Below are 22,857 nucleotides of genomic sequence, written 5' to 3'. Positions count from 1 at the left end.
GCGCACCTCGCGGGTGACGGCGGGCTGCTGACAGATCCGCCGGTCAGGGGAGATCATCCGCCCCATGGACCTTCTCCCGCTGCCCCTGGAGGGCATCACCGTCGTCGCCGTCGAACAGGCCGTGTCCGCGCCCTTCGCGACCCGGCAGCTCGCCGATCTGGGCGCCCGGGTCATCAAGGTGGAGCGGGTCGACGGCGGCGACTTCGCGCGCGGCTACGACACGGCGGCGCGCGGTCTCGCCTCGCACTTCGTGTGGTGCAACCGCGGCAAGGAGTCCCTCGCGCTGGACCTCAAGGACCCGCGCGGCCTGGCCGTCGTACGGCGGCTGGTCGCGGACGCGGACGTGTTCGTGCAGAACCTCGCGCACGGGGCCGCCGCCCGGCTCGGTCTCGACGCGGCGACGCTGTGCGCGGCGCACCCGCGGCTGGTCGCCGTGGACATCTCGGGCTACGGCGGCTCGGGACCGTACGCGGACAAGCGGGCGTACGACATGCTCGTGCAGTGCGAGGCGGGCCTGGTGTCGGTGACCGGGACGCCGGAGCAGCCGGTGAAGGCGGGCATCCCGGCGGCGGACATCGCGGCGGCGATGTACGCGTTCTCCGGTGTGCTGGCCGCGCTGGTGCGGCGCGGGACGACCGGGCGGGGCGGGCCGGTGGAGGTGTCCATGCTGGAGGCGCTCGCCGAGTGGCTCGGCCATCCGCTGCACCACACGATGCACGAGGGCGAGCCGCCGGCCCGCACCGGGCTCGCGCATGCCGTGATCGCGCCGTACGACGCCTATCCGACGGCGGACGGCGGACGGGTGCTGCTGTCCGTGCAGAACGACCGGGAGTGGCGGCGGCTGGCCGAGCAGGTCATAGGCCGCCCCGCGCTGGGAACGGATCCGGCGTACGCGACCAATGCCGCCCGGGTGGCACACCGGGAGCGGACCGACGCCCTGGTCGCGGGGGCGCTGCGGGTGCTGACGGCCGGGGAGGCGCTGGCCCGGCTGGAGAAGGCCGGCATCGCCTGCGCCCGGCTGCGGACCGTGCCCGAACTGGCCGGGCACCCGCAGCTCGCGGCCCGGGAGCGATGGCGCCAGGTGGGCTCCCCGGCCGGGCCGCTGCGGGCGCTGCTGCCGCCCATCACACTGCCGGGCGGGGAGGAGGCACGGATGGGAGACGTGCCCGCACTCGGGCAGCACACCGAGGCGCTGCTGCGTGCCGTGGGGATGGCGGACGACGAGATCGCAGCACTGCGCCGGGACGGTGTGGTGGCCTGAGCGCGGGCATCCCCGCGCGGTGGCCGCGTCGGTGGACCGGTCGGATCCGTTTCGGCGACCGGTCAGTGACCGCCGAACAGCGTCCGGCGCAGCCGACGCAGCGGTGCGAAGAGGGAGACCCGGCTGACCCGCCGGCCCCGGTCACTGCGCTCGTGCACGGAGTCACGCGCTGTCAGCTCGCGCATCAGCGAAGTCGCCTCGATCGTCTCCCTCTGCGGTATGGCGGGACCCGCCAGCACCGACAGATGGCGGTCGAGGCGCGAACTGGTCGCGCTGCTCCCGCAAGTGATCGCAGGGACCCTGGCCCTGCTGCGCATCGTTATCTGCTCCATGTCACTCCCCACCCGTACGAGTCCACCCGGCCCGGGCAGGGTAACCCTATCGCCCCAGTGAGGCACGCGTGTATCTCGGCCACAGGATTCACCTTCCCTGTAAGGGGGTTGATCACCCTTCTTCGACTACTCTCCGAATCCAACCGATTTCAGGGTGAGTTGGACAACCGGCTGGCTGGTGGGCCGCGCTGAGCCGCCATCAGGCTCGACGGTTACGGCGAGTGACGTCGAGGAGGTGTCCAGGCCCTTCGCGACCAAGGGCGTGTCGCCCGCCAGGAGCCCGAGGGAGCGCGGTTGTGCGCGGGGGCGCATGAGCCAGAGCTGATGGACGCGGCCGCCGGACGGGGTGCCGTATCCGCTGAGGGTGACGACGGCTTCCCGGCGGGCAGCGGAAGCGATTACTCCGATACTGCGGCCCCGCGCGTCCTGGCCGGTCGCCGCGCGGGCGTCCGGAGCGGCCAGAACGTGGGCGATCTCACGTGCCCGCGCCTGCTCGGCGGCGAGCCGGTCCGCGCCGCGGTGCGCCTGGACCGCGAAGAGGGAGGCGACGACCAGGGCCGCGGCGGCGGTGGCCGTGGTGAAGGGGACGAAGAGGGGGCGCGTGCGGGGTGTGCGGGCACGGCCCGGCGGAGGCTGGGCGCCCCAGACGTGCGGCGGCAACTGCCGCGCACGCTCCCGGCCCGGCGTCCGCTCCGCCGCCCCGGCCCGGACCGGCGCCTGGTCCTGCGGGATGGCGCGGACGGCGGCCAGCACCCGCTCGCGCAGGGCGGCGGGCGGCGGAGCCGCGGCGGACCAGGCGAGGCGGACCGCGTCCTCGGCCAGTTCCCGCACCTCGGCGGCGCAGCGCCCGCAGCCCGCCAGGTGTTTCTCGAAGCGGCGCCGCTCGCCCGGTTCGAGGGCGTCCAGCGCGTAGGGCGCGGCGAGGGAGTGCGGGTCCTCCCGGCGCAGCAGTCCGCCGAGGATGCTCATGCGACGCCTCCCAGGCACTCGCGCAGCCGGGTGAGTCCGTCGCGCATCCGCGTCTTGACCGTGCCGAGGGGCAGTTTGAGCCGTTCGGCGACCTCGCGGTAGGTGTACCCGTCGTAGTAGGCGAGGGTCAGCGACTGGCGTTGCAGGACGGTGAGCCGGTCCAGGCAGCGGCGTACCCACTCGCGTTCGAGGCCGGCCTCGACCTCCTCGGCCACCTGGTCGAAGGCGGGTTCGCCGGCCCGCAGGGCCTCGCGCTGCTCGCGTTCGCCGGCCGCGCGGGCGCTGCGCACCCGGTCGACGGCGCGGCGGTGGGCGAGGGTCAGGATCCAGGACAGGGCGCTGCCCCGGCCGGGGTCGAACCGGGCGGCGGAGCGCCACAGTTCGAGCAGCACCTCCTGGGCGACCTCCTCGGACTGGGAGGGGTCGCGCACCACCCGTCGCACGAGTCCGTACACCGGACCGGACACCAGTCCGTACAGTTCCTCGAACGCCCGCTGGTCGCCGCCCGCCACGAGCACCAGCAGCTCGTCGGCGGCCCTGCGGGCCCCCTCTCTGTGGCCGCAGCCGGTTCTTCCTCGCGTACCGCGCATCCGCACCGCACACACCTCCCCGAGGGGGTACGGATCAGCCGCCCGGAAACGCGGGTCGCGGCCGGGAAATTATTTTTCGCCGTCCGACCAAGCCGATCGGCGCCTCCGCTCCGTATACCCGTCCGTCAAAGGCAAGTCAGCACTGAGGACGGACGGCATGACACCTCTCTTCTCCAGGAGCGCCACGGGACGAACGGGCCTGGTCACGCTCATCTGCGGCGCACTGGCCGCCGGCGGGCTCACGGCCGCCGGGGTCGCCACGCTGGCACCCGGGGCGGCCTCCGCCTCCTCCCACCGGGAGGCCCCGCTGATCTCGGGCACTCCGCAGTACGACAACACCGACGTGTACGCGTTCGTCAGCCCCGACAAACCCGACACGACGACGATCGTGGCGAACTGGATCCCGTTCGAGGACCCGGCCGGCGGCCCGAACTTCTACACGTTCGCCGACGACGCCCAGTACGACCTGCACATCGACAACAACGGTGACGCGCAGGACGAGTTGGTGTTCCGGTACACCTTCAGGACCCACACCAAGAACGGGAACACGTTCCTCTACAACACCGGTCCGGTGACCAGCCTGGACGACCCCGACCTCAACGTCACACAGACGTACGACATCGACCTGATCCGGATGAAGGACCAGCACGTGATGTCGAGGACGAAGCTCGCCGACGACGTGCCGGTGGCACCGTCGAACGTCGGCAAGGCGTCCATGCCGGACTACGGCAAGCTGCGCGCCCAGGCCGTGTACAAGACGGCGGCCGGCGCCGCGACCTTCGCCGGGCAGGCGGACGATCCGTTCTTCCTGGACCTGCGCGTCTTCGACCTGCTGTACGGCGGCAACCTCAGCGAGGTCGGCCGGGACACGCTCAAGGGCTACAACGTCAACTCGATCGCCCTTCAGGTGCCGAACGACCTGGTCCGCGAGTCGTCCCACCAGCCGATCGTCGGCATCTGGTCCACCACCCAGCGCCGCAACGCCCAGGGCTACTACGCGCAGGTCTCCCGCCTCGGCAATCCGCTGGTGAACGAGGTCGTCAACCCGCAGAAGGACAAGGACAGGTTCAACGCGTCCCAGCCCGCCTACGACGCGCAGTTCCTGAAGAACGTCACCAACCCCGAGCTGCCGAAGCTCATCGAGTCCATCTACAAGATCAAGGCGCCCGCCGAGCCGCGCAACGACCTGGTCGACGTCTTCCTCAAGGGCGTCAAGGGCCTCAACCAGCCGCCGAAGGTGACGGCCTCGGAGGAGTTGCGGCTGAACACCTCGGTCAAGCCGGCCATGCACCCCAAGCGGCTGGGCGTGCTGGACGGCGACAACGCGGGCTTCCCGAACGGCCGCCGGCTCACCGACGACGTGATCGACGAGGCGCTCCAGGTGGTCGAGGGCGAGCTGGTGGGCTCCAAGAACGACCTGGGTGACGCGGTCGACAAGAACGACAAGAAGTTCGAGAAGTACTTCCCGTACGTCGCCCAGCCCACGGCCGGTTCGCGCGGCCCGCTCGCCAAGGGCACGACGGCGGGTACGGACGTGCGCAGCCAGCTCGGTGACGCCCTCAAGCCAGCCGGGTCCTCGGGCGGCTCCGGCGACACCATGCTGATCGCCGCCTCCGCGGCCTCCGGTGCGGCCGGGATCCTGCTGATCGGCACCGCGTTCGCCTGGTGGCGCCGGCGTATGCAGCGCGCGTACTGATCCGCGCCCCGCACCCACCGAGACCGGCACGGCCCGCTTTCCCCTCCCCCACGGCGGGCCGCGCCTCCCACACGACCGACGGAGGAACAGGCATGGGCCCGCGCGGGCAGGACGACGAGGACGAGATGGCCGGCCGGAGGACCGCCGCCACGGCCGGGGCCGCCCGGCCGACGCCACGGCGGGCTCCGGCTCCGGTCGCGGAGACGGCGGCTGCCGAGGCTGCTTCGGTTACCGAGGCGGCTTCGGAAGCGGCTGCGGCCTCGGCTACCGAGGCGGCTGCGGAGGCGACTCCGGCTGCGGCTCCGGAGGCGGCCCCGGCTCCGGCTGCGGCTGCGGCTGCGGCTGCGGAGGCCGCTCCGGAAACGGCTGCGGGTTCGGAAGCGGCTGCGGCTGCGGCTTCGGAAACGGCTGCGGGTTCGGAAGCGGCTGCGGCTTCGGAAGCGGCTGCGGGGCCGGCCGCGGGGGCCGGATCCTCCGGAGCCGGCGAGGACGGGGCTGCCGGCGTGCGCCTGGCCTCCGGTGCGCAGGGCGATGCCGGGGAGCGGTCGGTCGCCGGGGAGGAGGAGAGCGCCGGAAAGGCCGGGAGCGGTACGGAGAAGTCCGCCGCCGGCGTGAGTGAGGAGGTCGGCGGGGTCCATGGGACCGGTGAGGTCGGCGCGGGGTCCGGTGGCGCCGGTGCGGGTTCCGGGGAGCAGGCCCGCGTTGTCGCCGTCCGGCGGGTGAAGGCGGCCGGACGGCGCTGGCGCGGCGCTCAACTCGCCCTCAGCGCAGCCCTGCTGGCGGTCGCCATGACCGGCGGTGCGATCGCCATCGGCGCCGACCGGGCGCCGGCGTCCGTACCGGTCGCCGCCGGCGCCGTGGATCCCGGCGTGCTGGGCGGCGGGAACCTGGACGCGAGCATCGCCGCGCTCCAGACACATCTGCGGGCCCAGCCGAGGGACTCCGGCGACTGGGCCACCCTCGGCCTGGCCTATGTCGAACAGGCGCGGACCGGGGGCGACCCGTCCCGGTACCCGCAGGCGGAGCAGGCGCTGCGGCGGTCCCTGTCACTGGCGCCGGACAACGACCAGGCCCTGGCCGGCCGTGCCGCCCTCGCCGCCGCCCGGCACGACTTCTCGCACGCCCTGGTCTTCGCGGACGCGGCCCTGCGGCAGAACCCGTACAGCGAGCGCGCGCTGTGCTCCCGGGTCGACGCCCTGGTCGAACTCGGCCGGTACGGCGAGGCGGCCGAGGCGGCGAGGACCGCCGACGCGCGCAAGCCCGGCGTGCCGGTCTTCACCCGGTACGCCTACGTGCACGAGCTGCGCGGGGACGTCGGCACGGCCCGCCGCGTCCTGGAGCAGGCGCTGGCCGCCGCCGCCTCGCCGGGCGACACGGCGTACGCGGCCACCCAGCTCGGCCAACTCGCCTGGAACCAGGGCGACTACAGGACCGCGCTCACCCGCTACGCCCGTGCCCTGGCCGCCGACGACAGCTACCTGCCCGCTCTGGAGGGCCGGGCCCGCGCACGGGCGGCGAGCGGTGACCGGGCCGCGGCGATCAAGGACATGGAGGCGGTGGTCGCCCGTACCCCGCTGCCCGGCCCGCTGGTCGAGCTGGGCGAGCTGTACGAGGCGAGGGGCGCGGCAGGCGACCGGGCGCGGGCCCGGCAGCAGTACGCGCTGGTCGACGCCTGGATCGCGCTGGCCCGCGCCAACGGCGTCGACGCCGACCTGGACACCGCGCTGGCCGCCGCCGACCACGGCGACAGGAAGGCCGCCCTGCGCGCGGCCCGCGCCGAGTGGGGCCGCCGGCACACGGTGCACACCGCGGACGCCCTCGCCTGGGCCCTGCACGTCAACGGGCACGACGCCGAGGCCCTGCCGTACGCGCGCCGGGCCACGGCCACCGGCTACCGCAGCGCCGCCTTCCGCTATCACCTCGGCGTGATCGAGCTGGCCACGGGCCACCGGCCGGCCGGCCGCGCCTCGCTCGCCTCGGCCCTGAAACTGAACCCCGGCTTCTCCCCGCTGGGCGCCGCGCGGGCCCGCGCGGCACTGGGGGGAGCCGAGTGAAGCCGCGTCTGCTGGGCGTCCTGCTCGCCGTGTGCGCCCTGGTGCTCCTCCCGGCGGGCACCGCGAGCGCGCACCCGCTGGGCAACTTCACGGTGAACCGCTACGACGGCCTGATCGCCGCTCCCGGGCAGCTCCGCGTCGACCATGTGGAGGACCTCGCCGAGATCCCCGCCACCCAGGCCGAGCCCGCCATCGAACGGCTGGGGCTGAGCGCGTGGGCCCGGCAGCGCTGCGCGCGGGCCGCGGCGGACAGCACGCTCAGCGTCGACGGCCGCAGGGCCGCCCTGACGGCCGCCCGCGCCACCGCGCGCCCGCGTCCCGGCCAGGCCGGGCTCGACACCCTGCGCGTGGAGTGCCGGCTGACCGCGGGCATCCCCCGCACCGGCACCGTCACCCTCGGCTTCCACGGCGCGGGCGCCGCCGGCGGTCCCGGCTGGCGGGAGATCACGGCGCGCGGCGACCGGATGACGCTCACCGCGACGGACGTGCCGAAGGAGTCGGTGTCCCGGGAACTCACCGTCTATCCCAAGGATCTGCTGTCCTCCCCCGCCGACACCGGTACGGCCTCGCTGCGGGTACGGCCGGGCGGGCCGGCGCTCGCGGCGGGCGCGGAGCGGCAGGCGGCCCCGGGCGCCGGGGTGCTCCCCCGGGGTGCCGACCGCTGGACCCGGGCCCTTGACGACCTCGTGGCCCGGCACGACCTCACCGTCGGCTTCGCCGGTCTGGCCCTGCTGATCGCGGTCGGCCTGGGCGCGCTGCACGCCCTCGCGCCGGGCCACGGCAAGACCCTGATGGCCGCTACGGCGGCGGCTCGCGGGGGCCGGGCCCGGCCGCGGGACGTGCTGCCGCTGGCCGCGTCGGTCACCGTGACCCACACGCTCGGCGTGGTCGCCCTCGGCCTCCTCGTCACGGCGGGATCGGCCGCGGCGCCCGCGGTGATCTCCTGGCTGGGCATCGCCAGCGGCGTGCTGGTGCTGGCGGCGGGCGCCACCCTGATGCGCCGGGCCTGGCGCAACCGCGCACGGACGGCCCCCGCGCGCCAGGAGGCGGTGACGGAGCGGGAGTTGATGACGGAGCGGGAGTTGGTGACGGAGCGGGAGTTGGTGACGGCGGGAGCCGCACACCGGAACACGCCGCACCACCACGACCATCACCACCACAACCACGACCGCGACCATCACCGGCATCACGACGGTCATCACCACCACGACCATCACGAGCATCACGACGGTCACCACCACGAGGGCCACCACCATCACGGCGGTGTCGAGCACACCCATGGCGGCCACACCCACACCCACGGCGGTCACACGCACACCCACGCCGTCGCGCCCACCGTCCGCGGCACGATCCTGCTCGGGTTCGCCGGGGGGCTGGTGCCCAGTCCGTCCGCCGTGGTCGTGCTGGTCGGCGCCGCGGCGCTCGGCAAGGCCTGGTTCGGGCTGCTGCTCGTCGTGGCGTACGGGGCCGGCCTCGCGCTGACCCTCACCGCCGCCGGATTCGCCGTCGTACGGCTGGGGGCGGGTGCGGCCCGGGTGCTGGAGCGGCGTCCGCGCTGGACCGTCCATCCGCTGGCCGCCCTGGTGCGCCGGACCCTGCCGCTCGCATCGGCGTTCGTCGTGCTGGCGCTGGGCACGGGATTGGTGCTCAAGGGGGCCGCATCCGCGCTCGGCTGAGCTACTTTTGTGGAGAATTCGCGCGAGATGCCGTGGGGGGCGCCCGTGTCCGAAGAGCCGTCCCGTGAACGTGTGATCGCGGGCCGCTACCGTCTGCTGTCCCCGCTGGGTGAGGGCGGCATGGGGACGGTGTGGCGGGCCCTGGACGAGGTGCTGCACCGCGAGGTGGCCGTCAAGGAGGTGCGGGCACCGGCCGGGCTGGCCGGCTACGAGATCGAGCGGATGTACGCGCGCCTGGAGCGCGAGGCGTGGGCGGCGGCCCGGGTCGCGAACCGCAACGTGGTCACGGTGTACGACGTGGCGATGGAGGGCGGCCGGCCCTGGATCGTGATGGAGCTGGTGCGCGGGCTCTCCCTCGCCGACCAGTTGGAGGCGGAGGGCCCTCTGCCGCCGCGGCGGGCCGCGCACATCGGCGCCGAGGTGCTGTCCGCGCTGCGCGCCGCGCACGCCGCCGGGGTGCTGCACCGGGATGTGAAGCCGGCCAATGTACTGCTGGCCAACGACGGCCGGGTGGTCCTCGGCGACTTCGGGATCGCCACGGTGGAGGGCAGTTCCGCGCTGACCATGACCGGCGAGGTGGTCGGCTCGCCCGAATTCCTGTCGCCGGAGCGGGCGCTGGGGCGTACGCCGGGGCCCGAGTCGGATCTGTGGTCGCTGGGCGTGCTGCTGTACGCGACGGTCGAGGGCATCTCCCCGTTCCGGCAGGACACCCCGCTCAGTACGCTGCGGGCCGTGGTGGACGAGGAGTTGCCGCCGCCGCGCCGGGCCGGGCCGCTCGCCCCGGTCATCAGGGGACTGCTGCGCAAGGACCCGGCCGAGCGGCTGCCGGCGGCGCAGGCGGAGCGCGAGCTGCGGCTGGTCGCGGCGGGCGGGGCGCCGCGGGCGCACACCGGCCCCGCGGTGTCGCCGTACGCGTTCCCCGGTCCCGGCCCGTCCGCGAAGCCGGACCGCACCCCGCCGCTGCCGTCGCCCGCCGGGCGCCCGGACCCCGGTGCCACGCCCGCCGCGCCGGCCGCGCGCCCCGGGCGCGACCGCCGTGCCGCCGTGGTGCTGGTCGCGGGGGTGCTCGCGGTCGTCCTGGCCCTTGCGGGACTGACGTACGCGCTGCTCGACGGGAACGACGGCGGCGGCGGGCGGGGCGGCGACACCGCGCGCACCGGCCGGGCCAGCGGCGGGGCGCACTCCGCCGCGCCGAGCGGCGGTACGGACGCGGACACCGGAGCGTCCGCGCCCACCCGTGGCAGCGCTTCGGCGAGCGGTGCTCCGGTCCAGTCGGTGCGTGTCACCCTGACCGGAGCGCACACGGAGTACTCCGGGACCTGTCCGCCGGCCGCCGCTCAGGCGCCCGTGTTCACGGCGGCGTTCACGGTGGGGCGGCTGCCCGCGCGGATCGAGTACCGGTGGGTGCTCGCGCACGGCTCGATGGCGGACCCCGGCTGGAAGACACTGCCGTTCCCGGCGGACGGCCCGCGCACCCGGCAGCGGCAGGTGACGGTGACGGCTCACCCCGACGGCTCCGCCGGCGGGACGATCGAGAACGCGGTCAGCGTGGAGGTACGCGCTCCGGTGCGGACCGGGTCGGACCCGGTGCCGTTCTCGGTGACCTGTACGACGGCGGCGGAGACCCCGTCGGACGGAGCCTCCGCCTCACCGTCGGGCTCACCCTCAGAGACGGCCCGGAATGTTCACCCGGACGGGTGAGGCCGTAGAGGCCGTACGGGTCATGCCGCGTTGGTGAACACCGGCAGGTAGCCGCCGGAGTGGCCGGCCGCTGTCGGGTGGTACGACTCGCCGATGTCGAGCCAGTTGACGCTGTGCAGCCAGGAGTTGCTGGAGCAGATCTCGTGGCCGGAGAACGTGGTGCGGACGTCGCCGAAGACGAAGTTGTGTGCGGTGACGCGGGCCTTGATGGTGGCGTTGATGTAGTCGGCGGCGTCGTTGATCGCGGAGCGCTTGGTCTCCGAGAGGCCGAGGCAGGACTGGCCGAGCAGGTAGAAGCGGGGGTAGCCGATGACGACCACCCGGGCGGACGGGGCCTTGGCGCTGATCGCGTTGTAGACGGTGTCCAGCTTCCCCGGGAGCGTGTTGGCGACGTACGCCCTGGCGGTGTTGATCCGGGAGAGGCAGGAGCTGTCGGACTGGAGCACACAGGTCGTCATGACGTCGGCGAACCCGGCGTCGTTGCCGCCGATGGTGAGGGACACCAGCGAGGTGGAGGAGCTCAGCGAGCCCAGCTGACCGGCGAGCACGTCGTCGGTCGTCGCGCCCGAGCACGCGTTGAAGGCGAACGAGGAGGGGCTGTGCGCGGCGTTCCACAGGTACGGGTACGCCTTGGTGCTGCGGTCGCAGTCGCCGCTCGAACTGATGTAGCTGCCGGCGCCCACTCCGGAGGAGTACGAGTCGCCGAGTGCGACGTAGCCGCCGCTCGCGGCCGTCGAGGACGCCTGCGCCGAAGCGGCCCCGGTGAGACCGAGGCCGACGGCGAGGAGGAGAGAAGTAACGAGTCCGGTAAGTCGGGAACGTCTCATGGAACCTCCCTTTAGCAGGATCTCTGCCATAACTTTCGTATCAGTTACGCGTGTTGACTGGAAGTGTTCATGCCAAGACTTTTGCGTCCTCAACAAGATCGACCCAAGACGTTCACCGCTCATGTATTGCGTGTGCATGTCATGTGTGTTGACGAATCGTCAATTGCCTTGCCCGGCACGGCGCGTGGAACCGAGGCTGGACTCGGCCCCGGAATACGGAACGCAACGCTCCAGGGCTGTGTGCGCAAGCCCGCGCACACCCCCCACTCACGCGCGCCGTGACCCGGGCGCGCGTCGCCGGCAGGAGGACTCCCCCGCCATGGCACACCCGCGTACTCGCAAGCTCCGCATAGCCGCGCTCACCGGCGCGGCCACCGCCGCCCTCGTCGGCGGCCTGACCGCCCTGCCCGCCCAGGCGGCCCCGGCCACCGGCACGGTGCTGGCCGCCGGCTCCCCCACGGCGGTCGAGGGCAGCTACATCGTCACCCTGAAGAAGACGGCCGGCTCCACGGCCCCGTCCGGCGCCGGCACCCGTCTGGTCAAGCGGTACGGCGGCACCGTCCGGCAGACGTTCCACGCCGCGCTGAACGGCTGCACCGCCCACCTGTCCGCGGCCGGGGCCGCGAGACTCGCCGCCGACCCGGCGGTGGCCTCCGTGGAGCAGGACCAGCGCGTCCGGCTGACCGACACCACCCAGTCCAACGCCCCCTGGGGCCTGGACCGCGTCGACCAGGCGAACCTGCCGCTGTCCGGCACCTACACCTACCCGGACAGCGCGGGCGGCGGGGTGACCGCGTACGTCATCGACACCGGCGTGCGCATCACCCACAGCCAGATCAGCGGCCGTGCCTCCTACGGCTACGACGAGGTCGACAACGACACCACCGCGCAGGACGGCAACGGCCACGGCACCCACGTGGCCACCACCATCGCGGGCTCCACGTACGGTGTGGCCAAGAAGGCGAAGATCGTCGCCGTGCGCGTGCTCGACGACAACGGGTCGGGCACGACCGCCGGGGTGATCGCCGGTGTCGACTGGGTGACCGCGCACCACAGCGGCCCCTCGGTCGCCAACCTCTCGCTCGGCGGCGGCGCCTCCGCCTCCCTGGACACGGCGGTGCGCAACTCCATCGCCAGCGGGGTCACCTACGCGATCGCGGCCGGCAACAGCAACGCCAACGCCTCCTCGTACTCGCCCGCCCGGGTCACCGAGGCGATCACGGTCGGCGCCACCACCAGCACCGACGCCAGGGCGAGCTACTCCAACTACGGCCCGGTACTGGACCTGTTCGCGCCCGGCTCGTCGATCACGGCCGGCTGGAACACCAGTGACACCGCGACCAACACCATCTCCGGCACCTCCATGGCCACCCCGCACGTGGCCGGTGCCGCCGCCGTCCACCTCGCCGGCCACCCCTCGGCCACCCCGGCCCAGGTGGCCACGGCGCTGGTGAACGGTGCCACCTCGGGCGTGGTCGGCAGCGTGGGCAGCGGATCCCCGAACAAGCTGCTGAAGCTCGTCCGATAGGGCCCCGCCGGTCCGCCGGCCACCCGTTCCCCGGAGGCGCCGCCCGTCTCCGGGGAACACCTGTACCCCCGGGGCCGTCGTCTTGACGGCCCGCCCGTGCCTGCGCCACATTGAAGCCCGGCATCCGGCGCGTCGGGGGGCAAAGTCGCCCATGCAGACCTCAGGCATCAAGACTCCTTCACCGGACGGCGCCGGTGCGGACACCGACGAGACGCGGCCAGGTCCAGGGAGGAACCTGTCGCCGCTGCTCGCCGGAGCCGCCACCGCCGTCGCCGTGGTCGGTGCCGTGCTCGCGGTCATCGACTCCGACACACCGCTGCGCGCCCCGTGCGCGCTGCTCTTCCTGCTCGCGGCTCCGGCCGTGGCGATCGGGGCGGCGCTGCGCGGGCTCGATCCCGTCGGCCGCGCGGTCACCGCTCTCGCGGGCGGGATCGTCGTCGACATGCTGGTCGCCCAGGGGATGCTGGCCGTGCACCGCTGGTCGGTGCGCGGCGGGGTGATCACGGTGGGCGCGCTCAGCCTGCTGGTCCTGCTGCCGGCTCTGCGCCGGGCACGAATTTCAGAAAAGCGCATACGAGGCTGAACCACATGGGCCAAGGTTGTGCAATGGGTAAACCGACAACAAAGTGAGGAAACCTTCCGGGACTTGCCTTTGAGGTTCCATCGTCAATACCGTCGTACATCTCACCCGTACCGGTCCGTCGATCATGGCTCAAGGGGAGGGTTCAGAGCCACGGCGATTCCGGCGCGGGGCGCGGTAGGGGGGTGCCGTGCTCGGTGACCGCAAGGTGATCGGGCCGTGCCGCGCGACCGGCTGCCGTCTTTCCCGGCAGTCCGGCCAGCTTTGCCAGCTCGTCAGCGGAAAAGGGAGATCACCGCGGGCCTCGGTCCGCAGCTCGGTCTGTCGCGCCGCCGATGAGAACCCCCCTTTCGAACCGGACACAGAGCCGGGCCGCCCAGGGGCGGGCGGTCCACCGGACGAGAGGGAAAAAGACGCATGAGTTCTGTTCTGCGCCCGGCGAGTTCGGGTCAGGATCCATTGATCGCCACCGGCTATCGGCCAATCTCTTCTCATCTGGCGATCACTCCGCCGGTGAGTGTGGTGATTCCCGCCATGAATGAGGCGGAGAATCTTCCCTACGTCTTCAAGACACTTCCGGGCTGGATACACGAAGTGGTCCTGGTGGACGGCAATTCGACGGACGACACCGTCGACGTGGCCCGTTCCCTGTGGCCGGACGTCAAGGTCGTCGAGCAGCGGGGCAGGGGCAAGGGGGATGCCCTGACCACCGGGTTCGAGGCGTGCACGGGCGACATCATCGTGATGGTCGACGCGGACGGTTCGGCCGACGGCGGCGAGATCGTGTCGTACGTCTCCGCCCTCGTCTCCGGCGCCGACTTCGCCAAGGGCTCGCGGTTCGCCAACGGCGGCGGCACGGACGACATGACCTTCATCCGCAAGCTCGGCAACTGGGCGCTGTGCACGGTCGTCAACCGCAAGTTCGGCGCCCGCTACACGGACCTCTGCTACGGCTACAACGCCTTCTGGCGGCACTGCCTGGACAAGATCGACCTGGACTGCACCGGCTTCGAGGTCGAGACCCTGATGAACATCAGAGTGGTCAAGGCGGGCCTGAAGGTGCAGGAGATCCCGAGCCACGAGTACCTCCGCATCCACGGCACCAGCAACCTGCGGGCGGTCCGGGACGGGCTGCGGGTGCTGAAGGTGATCCTGAAAGAGCGGTCCAACCGGCGTGACCTGCGCCGCCGCATCCGCCAGTCCCCGCTGCTGCGCACCGGGCAGGGAGAGGTCTCTTGACGGATCCCGGCATCTCCGTCGTGATCTGCGTGTACACCGAGGACCGCTGGGAGGACATCCTCGCGGCGGTCTCCTCGGTGCGCGCGCAGTCGTACCCGGCGCTGGAGACCCTCCTGGTCGTGGACCACAACCCGGCGCTGCGGGACCGGCTGGCCCGCGAGTACAAGGAGACGCGCGGCGTCCGGGTCCTGCCCAACGCGGGGCCGCGCGGCCTGTCCGCCGGCCGCAACACCGGCATCGCCGCCTCCCGGGGCGAGGTGATCGCCTTCCTCGACGACGACGCCGTGGCCGAGCGGGACTGGCTGCGCCACTTCGCCGCCGGGTACGCCGACCCGCGCGTCCTGGCGGTCGGCGGCCGTACGGTGCCCAGCTGGGCGTCGGGCCGGCGCCCTGCCTGGTTCCCGGAGGAGTTCGACTGGGTGGTGGGCTGCACCTACCGGGGGCTGCCGCCCGGCCGGGTCCGGGTCCGCAACGTCCTCGGCGGCAACGCCTCGTTCCGGCGCACCGCCTTCGAGGCGGCGGGCGGCTTCGCCACCGGCATCGGCCGCGACGGCGACCGCCGCCCGCTGGGCTGCGAGGAGACGGAGCTGTGCATCCGCCTCACCCGGGCCCGCCCCGACGCCGTCCTGCTCATCGACGACCGCGCGGTGATCCATCACCGGGTGCCCGGGCCGCGCGAGCGCTTCGCCTACTTCCGCACCCGCACCTACGCCGAGGGGCTGTCCAAGGCCCTGGTGGCGCGCAGTGTCGGCGCGAGCAAGGGGCTGGAGTCCGAACGCCGGTACACCACCCGGGTGTTGCCCGCCGGGATCGCCCGGGGCCTCAGGGACGCCCTGCTCGGGCGGCCCGGCGGGGCGGGGCGCGCGGGCGCGATCGTCGCCGGGGTGCTGACCGCCGCCGGCGGCTACGCGGTGGGCGGCCTGCGCGCCCGGCGGGGCGGCACGGCCTTCGCCACGGCACCGATCCCGGCGCGGGAGCCCGCGCCGGTCCCGACCCAGGACCCCGCACCGGACCGGACGCCGGACCGCCCGCCCGGCCAGGCACCTGACCCGGGGGGCCTGCATGGGTGACCCGGCCGTACCCATCCTCATGTACCACTCCGTCGCCACCGCGCCCAACGACGCCACCCGCGCCCTGTCGGTGGCGCCCGAGGCGTTCGCCGACCAGATGGCGCTCATCGGCGACCTGGGCCTGACCCCGCTCACCACCGCCGACCTCGCGGCCGGCTGGCGCTCCGGCCGCCCGCTGCCCGACCGGCCGGTGCTGATCACCTTCGACGACGGCTACGAGGGCGTCCACCGGCACGCCCTGCCCGTGCTCGCCCGGCACGGCTTCCCGGCCACGCTGTTCGTCTCCACCGGCTGGCTCCGCGGCGCCCTCGGCACCGGGGGCGGCCCGGACACCATGCTCGACTGGCGGCAGGTGCGCGAGCTGGCCGCCGCCGGCGTCGAGATCGGCGGGCACAGCCACACCCACCCGCAGCTCGACCAGCTGCCCGACGCCGAGCTGCGCACCGAACTGACCCGCTGCACGGAGATCGCCGCCGCCGAACTCGGCACCCGCCCGCTGTCGTTCGCCTATCCGTACGGCTACTCCAGCCGCCGGGTCCGCCGGGCGGTCCGCGCGGCCGGGTACGCCCAGGCGCTCGCCGTCGGCAACGCCCTCGCCCGCCGCCGCCAGGGCCCGTACGCTCTGGAGCGGGTCACGGTCCGCCGCGCCACCGGCGCCGAGGAGTTCGAGCGGCTGCTCCTCGGCCGCGCCCTCACCCGTACCTTCGCCAGGGACCGCGCCCTCACCCGGGGGTACGCCCTCGTCCGCAGATCCCGTCAGCTCCGCCGGAAGGCCATCCGCTCCCGTGACTGACACGACCACCACGACCGAGGCCGGGACACCCGGCGCCCCGGCGCCCGCGAGGACCCGGCGCCGGCTGCGGCTGCCCGGCGGGGGCCGGTCGGGGGCCGGCAGCCCGCTGTTCCGCAACGCCTACGCGCTGATGCTCAACACCGGTATCTCGGCCGTTCTCGGGCTCGGCTTCTGGCTGGCCGCGGCCCGCTACTACTCCGAGTCGGCGGTCGGCCAGGGTTCGGCCGCCATCGCCGCGATGAAGTTCCTCGCCGGGCTGACCGCGGTGGCCCTGACCGGCGCCCTGGCCCGCTTCATCCCGGTGTCCGGGGCCCGTACCGGGCCGCTCATCCGCCGTACCTACGCGGGCAGTTCGCTGATCGTGGCGGTGGCCGCCGGGCTCTTCCTGCTGACGCTGGACGTGTGGGGGCCGTCGTACCGCTTTCTGCACGGGACGGTCAACGGGCTCGGCTTCATCGCGGCGGTCGCCGCCTGGAACCTGCTCACCCTGCAGGACGGCGTGCTGACCGGGCTGCGCAGCGCGCCCTGGGTGCCGGTCGGCAACACCGTGTTCTCGGCGGTGAAGCTCGCCCTGCTCGCCGCGTTCGCCGTGGCCCTGCCGACCGTCGGTGTCTTCGTCTCCTGGGTGGCCGCGATCGCCACCTCGGTGGTGCCGCTGGGCTGGCTGGTGTTCCGGCGTCTGGTGCCCCGGCATGCGCGGGCGACCGCGGACCACGCCGCCCCGCCGACGGCCAGGGAGCTGGGCAGGTTCCTGGCCGGTGACTACACCGGCTCCCTGTTCTCCCTCGCCGTGGTCTACCTCGTCCCGGTGATCATCGCCGCGCAGGTCAGCGCCGAGCAGAACGCGTACTTCTACATCACCACCACCATCGGCGGCACGACCAATCTGCTCGCCATCAACATGGGCGCCTCCCTCACCGTCGAGGGCTCGCACGACCCGGCCCGGCTGGCCGCCAACACCCGGGCCGCGCTGAAGCGGATGGCCCGGATCATGCTGCCGATCGCCGCGCTGCTGTTCACCGGCGCCCCCTGGATCCTGGGCGTGTTCGGCGCGGGCTACGCGGACGCGGCGACCCCGCTGCTGCGCTGGTTCGCGGTCGGCGCGGTGCTGCGGACGGTGATGGAGACCCACTTCGCGGTGCTGCGCGCGCAGAGCCGTACCGCCGGACTCGCCTGGCTGCAGGGCCTGTTGTGCGTGCTGGTGCTGGGCCTGACGCTGCTGCTCCTGCCCCGGATGGGGCTGACCGGCGCGGGGGTCGCCGAGATCTCCAGCCTCGCGGTGATCGTGGCGATCGCCGCGCCGAAGCTGTGGCGGACGGTACGGTCCGCGCCCGCCGCGGTGCCCGAGACGGCGGCGCCGGACGGGGACCTCGCCGACCTGGGCACGCTCCCCCGCCCCCGCCCCCGCCCCCGCCCCCGGCTCCGCTCCGGCGGGCGGGCCTCCGCCGTCCCGGCCTCCTCCCGGGGGCGCCGGCCGGGACCGGCCTGGGCGCTGGACTCCGACACCCTGGCGTTCGGGACCCCGGCGGACCTCGACCACACGGAGCGCCGGCCGGACGCCCCGGCCCCGGGTGCCCTGCCGGCGGGTGCCCTGCCGGCGGGCGCCGCCGCACCGCTGCCGGCCGGGTGGGCGGAGCCGGCGCCCGAGCCCGAGGACGCCGTACCGCCCGGCTTCCGGCCCAGGGCCGCCGGGAACACCGGGAACGCCGGGGCGACCACGGACACCGGGACCGCCGAGGCCACCGAGGCCACCAAGGCCACCGAGGCCGAGGAGGCCACGGAGGCCGAGGGCGCCAGGGCATCCGGGGCGTCCGTGCCGGCGCAGTCGCTGCCGGCCGGCCGCCGGACGCGGCCCACCCGGGCCGGAGCCGGACTCGGCTGTCTGCTCGTCGTCGCGCTGCTGCTGTACTGGGTGCCCGCGCTGCGGCTCGGCGAGGCCGATCTGGACGGGATCGGCGGGCTCGGTCTCGTATCGGTGCTGCCGCCGGCGACGCTGGCCGGGGCGGCCCTGCTGATCGCCGTCTTCGCCGCGCTGCTCCGGCTGCGCCGCGAACACCGGACGCTGCTGCTGGTCACGCTGGTGGCGACCGTGGTGTCGCTGCACGCGCTGCCCGCCGTGATCGAGCCCGAACCGCGCTTCCCCACCGCCTGGCAGCACCTCGGGTTCCTCGACTACATCGACCGCACCGGCTCCGCCGTCCCGGACCTGGACGCGCGCTGGAGCTGGCCCGGCTTCTTCGCGGTGGCCGCGTTCGCCGGCCGGGCCTGCGGGATCACCGACTTCACCGAGGTCATCCGCTGGTGGCCGACGGTCATCCAACTCGCCTGTCTGGCACCGATGTTCCTGCTCACGCGCGCGCTGCGGGCGAGCTGGCGGGCGAAGTGGACCGGCATCTGGATCTTCGTGCTGAGCGGCTGGGTCGGCCAGGACTACTTCTCCCCGCAGGGCTTCACCTATCTGCTCTACCTGGTGTTCGCGGCGGTCCTGCTGGTCTGGTTCCGCCCGCCCCGGGTGATCTGGACCAGGCTGCGCCCCGGCGAGGCCGAGGTGGAACCGGCCGACCGGCGCCAACGGGCCGTGCTGCTCCTGCTGCTGATCGGCCTGTACGCGGCCGCCGTGCCCGCGCACCAGCTCACCCCGTTCGTGATGCTCGGCGTCCTGACGGCCCTCGTGCTGCTCGGCCGGTCCGAACTGCGCGGCCTGCCGCTGCTGTGCGCGGTGCTGGTCGCGGTCTGGGTCGGCTTCCTGGCCGAGCCGTACTGGTCCGGGCACTTCGACGAACTCTTCGGCGGGGTCGGCGGGGTCGGCGGCAATGTGTCCACCTCGGTCTCCGGCCGCATCCAGGGCGGGAGTTCGGTGCACAAGCTGGTGCTGTACGTCCGGGTGCTGCTGGCCGGCTCGGTGCTGGCCCTGGCCTGCTGGGGCTGGTGGCGGCGGCGCCGCCACCGGCTGCGCGAACGGTCGCTGCTGGTCCTCACGTTCGTCCCGTTCCTGGGCTTCGGCATGCAGTCGTACGGCGGTGAGATGGCGCTGCGGGTCTTCATGTTCGCGGTGCCGGGCGCGGCCCTGCTCGGCGGGCTCGCGCTCTTCCCGCGCACCGGGGGCGCCGCGCGGGTGCGCCGGCCGTGGCTCGCCCCGTCGGCCGCGCTGCTCGCCGGGCTGCTGCTGGCGGGCGGGTTCCTGGTGGCACGCTGGGGCAACGAGTCGTTCGAGCGGACCCGGCCGGGCGAGGTCGCGGCCATGGACTGGGTGTACGCGCACGACCGGCCGACGGTACGGCTGCTGTGGCTGACCCAGGACCCGGTGAACGATGTGACGCCGGCGCTGCCGTGGGGCGCGCGGGACATGGAGCGGGTGGACTATCTGCCGACGCAGGCACCGACCGACCCGGCGCTGGTGTCCGGCCTGGTCAAGGCGCTCAAGGACGCGGGCCCGAACTCCTATCTGATGGTCAACCGGAGTCAGATGACGTATCTGGAGCTGGACGCGGGCTTCCCGAGGACCTGGGCGCCCCGGCTGACCGGCCGGCTCGACGGCCGACCGGATCTGACGAAGGTCCTGGTCAACGAGGATGTCACGGTGTACGCGCTGCGCACACCGCCGACGGGTCCGGTGCCCGGCCCCGATCCGGGGCCGATCGGGCCGCGGGTGACCTGGACTCCGTGGTCGGTGGTCGGCGCGCTGGCCGCGGTGATCCTGGTGCTGCTGCTCGCCGCGCGCGAGGTGGTGCGGGTCGCGGTCCGGCCGGGCGTGCGCCAGCTGCGGGTGCTCCAGGGCAGCTTCTGGTTCTCGCTGCCGCTGCTCGCGGTGGTGCTGGCCGCGCTGGTGCAGCGGTTCCTGACCTTGAAGTGACGGGTGCGCAGGGGGAAGCGGCTCAGCGGTCGAGCCACTTCACCGCGTACGCGCCCATCGCGAACCGCTTGCCGTCGACCTGTGCGCTGATCGGCCGGTCGCGGGTGTTGACGACGAGGACGGTCCGGTCGGTGGCCAGGACGCGGACGGCGGTCACGTCGTCCGGGGCGACGGACACGGTCGTGTAGCGGGTGCCCGGCGGGAACGCCCCGGCGAACCGGGACACCAGGTCGTACATGGGCAGCGGCCGGCCACCGCCGGCGGTTTCCGTCGGGGACCACAGACACCCGGGGCAGCGGCCGGCCTTCTCCTCCGGGTTCCAGTAGAAGGCGGAGTCGGCGCCGCCCCGCGCCAGGGCGATCAGGCCGGCGGCCTGGACGGCGACGCGGTGCGCCTCGCTCCAGCCGGTGCGCTCGTCGTCGCCGTCGCCCGGCTCCACGTAGTACTCGGCCCACCACAGCGGCAGATCACGGGTCTGCCGCCGTACCCATCGGCCGACGGCGGTGAGTTTGGCGGTGGCCGCGAACTCGTCCGGGAGCAGTTCGTCGTCGCGGGTGTAGCTGGCGCCGTCGACCACCGTGAAGTCCGCACCGGCCTTGTGCGCGTTCCAGTAGGCGAAGGCGTCGAGGACCCGCTGGTCCATGGCGCCCCAGGGGCCCCGCAGCGCGCTGGAGGCGTGCTCGTCGCGCGGGTCGACGCTGTCCATGACCAGGTACGGGCCGCCGACCATGATGTCCTTGTCGACCTTCTTCAGCGCCTTGTACACCATGTTGTACATCCGGGTGTAGCCCTCGTAGTCCCAGCGGGACCCGGCGTCGTTCCAGAAGCCCTTGAACTCGTTCCAGACGATGAAGTGGCGTACGTCCGGGTAGCGCCGGGCGACGGTCGCGGCGAGGTCGGCGAAGTCCTGGTAGTGCTCGGGGCGCGGCGCGGTCTCCAGCGCGGCCCGGCTCCAGTCGGTCCTGCCGGAACCGGCCTCGCCGCCCTTCATCCAGTCCGGGGAGCAGCACAGGGTGATCACCGGGGTGCCGCCGGAGTCGCGGACGAAGTCGATCCGGCGGTCCAGCGCGCCGAAGTCGTAGTGCCCCTCGACCGGTTCGGGGTTGTCGGCGCCCCAGCCCATGATGTGCTGGTTCTGCGGCAGTCCCGCGGTGCGGCCGAGGAGCCGCTCCACGCGCGCGGTGGCGGCCGGGCCGCCCTGGTCGGCGCTGTACTGGGTGTGGGTGAATCCCCAGCCGACGTACGGTTCGGGCCGGCCGGACGGGGCGGCGGGAGTGCCGTGCACCTTGTCGCCGTCGCGGGTGGTGCCCGCGGTGCCGGGCTCGCCGGGCAGCGTGCTGAGCAGGGTCACCACCAGGGCCAGGACGACCCCGGCCACGCCGAGAAGCGCGGTGAGGCGCCACCGTCGATTCCCCGCATCCCACCCATGACGTGTCATCGGGGACAACAGTAATGGCCTGGGCCGGACGCGGGGCAGGTCTTGGGAACACCGGGAACACGGGCCCCGGCGCGTTCGGGGGCGGTGCGGCAACACCCGGAACCAGCGGCGGAAATGCCGTGCGCCGAGCGCATCCGTGCCGGATCATGGCGGCATGCCTGCGAACCCGCACGACGCTCTGCCGATCCGGCTCCACGTCGATGACTCCGACTCGCCGTCCGACGTCGTCGACGCGCTGTTCCTCGGCCGCTTCGCGACGGGCGAGCAGCCGTACTCCCACGCGGCGAACATCGACCGTGTGCGCTCGGGCGCGACCCTGCTGCCGGAGGGTGCCCGGGTGCTGCGGGTGGCCCGCGACGAGGACCGCAGCGCGACCCTCGCCGAGGGGGACGACTGGACGCTGCTGATCTCCCGCTGGAACCGGGGCGCGGACGTCACGGTCACCGCGACCACCGCCGAACTGGCCAAGCGGATCCTGGACCAGGCCACGGACGGCGCGACCGACGAGCCGGAACCGCAGCCGGAGAACGTGACGATGGGGTTCTGGTACGTGTCCCCGCGGCGCGGCCCGCACCGCACCACCCGGCAGATCTCGGCGGGCACCTGGGACGAGGTCCGGCCCAACTACACGGCGCCGGTGGCGGACGCCATGGACCGCCTGATGAGGACGACACCGGAGGACATCGCGGGCCGGCTGCTGCTGCTCCACGGGCCGCCGGGCACCGGCAAGACCTCGGCGCTGCGCACCCTGGCCCGTTCCTGGCGGGACTGGTGCCAGGTGGACTGCGTGCTGGACCCCGAGCGGCTCTTCTCGGACGTCGGCTATCTGATGGACATCGCGATCGGCGAGGACGACGGCGCCGGCAAGGGCCGCTGGCGGCTGCTGCTGCTGGAGGACTGCGACGAGCTGATCCGCGGCGAGGCCCGGCACACGGCGGGCCAGGCCCTGTCCCGGCTGCTGAACCTCACCGACGGCCTGCTCGGCCAGGGCCGCAACGTCCTGGTCGGTGTCACCACCAACGAGGATCTGGAGCGGCTGCACCCGGCCGTGGTACGCCCCGGCCGCTGCCTGGCCCGGATCGAGGTCGGCCCGCTGACCCGCACGGAGGCGGTGTCATGGCTCGGCACCGAGCAGGGCGTGGGCCGGGAGGGGGCGACCCTGGCCGAGCTGTACGCGCTGCGCCGGGGTACGGCGCCTACGTCGGTGCCGGGGGCCCGGGAAGGCGCGGACGCGGGGCTGTACCTGTAGT

17 protein-coding genes are annotated in these 22,857 nt (G+C 73.7%); 12 read left to right on the top strand and 5 right to left on the bottom strand.

Going from position 1 to position 22,857, the window contains the following annotated elements:
* The first annotated feature begins 64 nt into the window (after window positions 1–64).
* Window positions 65–1,261 (top strand): CaiB/BaiF CoA transferase family protein, encoded by a 1,197-nt coding sequence (locus ACF073_RS18245; protein ID WP_392071104.1) that lies wholly within the window; start codon window positions 65–67, stop codon window positions 1,259–1,261.
* 62 nt (window positions 1,262–1,323) lie between these two features.
* Here the strand turns inward: ACF073_RS18245 and ACF073_RS18240 are convergent, their stop codons facing one another.
* The 3 genes from ACF073_RS18240 to ACF073_RS18230 all read right to left on the bottom strand — a co-directional run bounded on the left by ACF073_RS18240 (window position 1,324) and on the right by ACF073_RS18230 (window position 3,152).
* Window positions 1,324–1,593: a hypothetical protein gene (locus ACF073_RS18240; protein ID WP_392071102.1), complete on the bottom strand. Its 270-nt coding sequence runs from the start codon at window positions 1,591–1,593 to the stop codon at window positions 1,324–1,326.
* A 126-nt stretch (window positions 1,594–1,719) separates the two neighbouring features.
* The gene (locus ACF073_RS18235; RefSeq protein WP_392071101.1) at window positions 1,720–2,562 is read right to left on the bottom strand and encodes an anti-sigma factor domain-containing protein; all 843 of its coding nucleotides are present in this window, start codon (window positions 2,560–2,562) and stop codon (window positions 1,720–1,722) included.
* On the bottom strand, window positions 2,559–3,152 hold the full coding sequence (locus tag ACF073_RS18230; RefSeq protein ID WP_392071099.1) for a sigma-70 family RNA polymerase sigma factor: 594 nt from the start codon (window positions 3,150–3,152) through the stop codon (window positions 2,559–2,561). Before ACF073_RS18230 ends, ACF073_RS18235 begins: the two co-directional genes overlap by 4 nt.
* A gap of 157 nt (window positions 3,153–3,309) precedes the next feature.
* On the opposite strand from ACF073_RS18230, the gene ACF073_RS18225 reads away from it, so the two are divergent.
* The 4 genes from ACF073_RS18225 (at window position 3,310) to ACF073_RS18210 (ending at window position 10,279) form a co-directional block, all read left to right on the top strand.
* Window positions 3,310–4,848 (top strand): DUF4331 domain-containing protein, encoded by a 1,539-nt coding sequence (locus tag ACF073_RS18225; protein ID WP_392071098.1) that lies wholly within the window; start codon window positions 3,310–3,312, stop codon window positions 4,846–4,848.
* A gap of 503 nt (window positions 4,849–5,351) precedes the next feature.
* Window positions 5,352–6,902, top strand: a complete 1,551-nt coding sequence (locus ACF073_RS18220; RefSeq protein ID WP_392071096.1) for a hypothetical protein — start codon at window positions 5,352–5,354, stop codon at window positions 6,900–6,902.
* Entirely contained in the window at window positions 6,899–8,578 is a 1,680-nt protein-coding gene (locus ACF073_RS18215; protein ID WP_392071094.1) for a nickel transporter, read from the top strand. Before ACF073_RS18220 ends, ACF073_RS18215 begins: the two co-directional genes overlap by 4 nt.
* A gap of 45 nt (window positions 8,579–8,623) precedes the next feature.
* A complete protein-coding gene (locus ACF073_RS18210; RefSeq protein ID WP_392071092.1) occupies window positions 8,624–10,279 on the top strand; it encodes a serine/threonine-protein kinase in 1,656 nt (551 codons plus the stop codon).
* Between the two features lie 20 nt (window positions 10,280–10,299).
* On the opposite strand, the gene ACF073_RS18205 is transcribed toward ACF073_RS18210, so the two are convergent.
* A complete protein-coding gene (locus ACF073_RS18205) occupies window positions 10,300–11,106 on the bottom strand; it encodes an SGNH/GDSL hydrolase family protein (protein ID WP_392071090.1) in 807 nt (268 codons plus the stop codon).
* 319 nt (window positions 11,107–11,425) lie between these two features.
* Here ACF073_RS18205 and ACF073_RS18200 point away from each other — a divergent pair, with 319 nt between their 5' ends.
* The 6 genes from ACF073_RS18200 to ACF073_RS18175 all read left to right on the top strand — a co-directional run bounded on the left by ACF073_RS18200 (window position 11,426) and on the right by ACF073_RS18175 (window position 20,169).
* Complete coding sequence (locus ACF073_RS18200; RefSeq protein ID WP_392071089.1) at window positions 11,426–12,634, top strand: S8 family serine peptidase; 1,209 nt, start codon at window positions 11,426–11,428, stop codon at window positions 12,632–12,634.
* A 151-nt stretch (window positions 12,635–12,785) separates the two neighbouring features.
* Window positions 12,786–13,217: a hypothetical protein gene (locus ACF073_RS18195; protein ID WP_392071087.1), complete on the top strand. Its 432-nt coding sequence runs from the start codon at window positions 12,786–12,788 to the stop codon at window positions 13,215–13,217.
* A gap of 414 nt (window positions 13,218–13,631) precedes the next feature.
* A complete protein-coding gene (locus ACF073_RS18190) occupies window positions 13,632–14,453 on the top strand; it encodes a glycosyltransferase family 2 protein (RefSeq protein ID WP_392071086.1) in 822 nt (273 codons plus the stop codon).
* Window positions 14,450–15,523, top strand: coding sequence for a glycosyltransferase (locus ACF073_RS18185; RefSeq protein ID WP_392071084.1), 1,074 nt, complete (start codon window positions 14,450–14,452; stop codon window positions 15,521–15,523). The genes ACF073_RS18190 and ACF073_RS18185 overlap by 4 nt, the downstream gene beginning before the upstream one ends.
* Window positions 15,516–16,316 carry a polysaccharide deacetylase family protein gene (locus ACF073_RS18180; RefSeq protein WP_392071083.1) on the top strand — a complete coding sequence of 267 codons (801 nt, stop codon included), beginning with the start codon at window positions 15,516–15,518 and terminating at the stop codon, window positions 16,314–16,316. Before ACF073_RS18185 ends, ACF073_RS18180 begins: the two co-directional genes overlap by 8 nt.
* Entirely contained in the window at window positions 16,309–20,169 is a 3,861-nt protein-coding gene (locus tag ACF073_RS18175) for a lipopolysaccharide biosynthesis protein (protein WP_392071081.1), read from the top strand. The genes ACF073_RS18180 and ACF073_RS18175 overlap by 8 nt, the downstream gene beginning before the upstream one ends.
* Window positions 20,170–20,191: 22 nt before the next feature.
* Here the strand turns inward: ACF073_RS18175 and ACF073_RS18170 are convergent, their stop codons facing one another.
* Entirely contained in the window at window positions 20,192–21,607 is a 1,416-nt protein-coding gene (locus ACF073_RS18170; RefSeq protein WP_392071079.1) for a xylan 1,4-beta-xylosidase, read from the bottom strand.
* Window positions 21,608–21,761: 154 nt separating this feature from the next.
* On the opposite strand from ACF073_RS18170, the gene ACF073_RS18165 reads away from it, so the two are divergent.
* Window positions 21,762–22,856, top strand: coding sequence for a DUF5925 domain-containing protein (locus tag ACF073_RS18165; RefSeq protein ID WP_392071077.1), 1,095 nt, complete (start codon window positions 21,762–21,764; stop codon window positions 22,854–22,856).
* The last annotated feature ends 1 nt before the right edge of the window (window position 22,857 follow it).

The sequence above is a fragment of the Streptomyces sp. NPDC015171 genome, assembly GCF_043079545.1.
Lineage (GTDB): Bacteria > Actinomycetota > Actinomycetes > Streptomycetales > Streptomycetaceae > Streptomyces.
The sequence above is the reverse complement of the archived record's forward strand: the minus strand, read 5'-3'. Positions and strand labels throughout refer to the sequence as shown.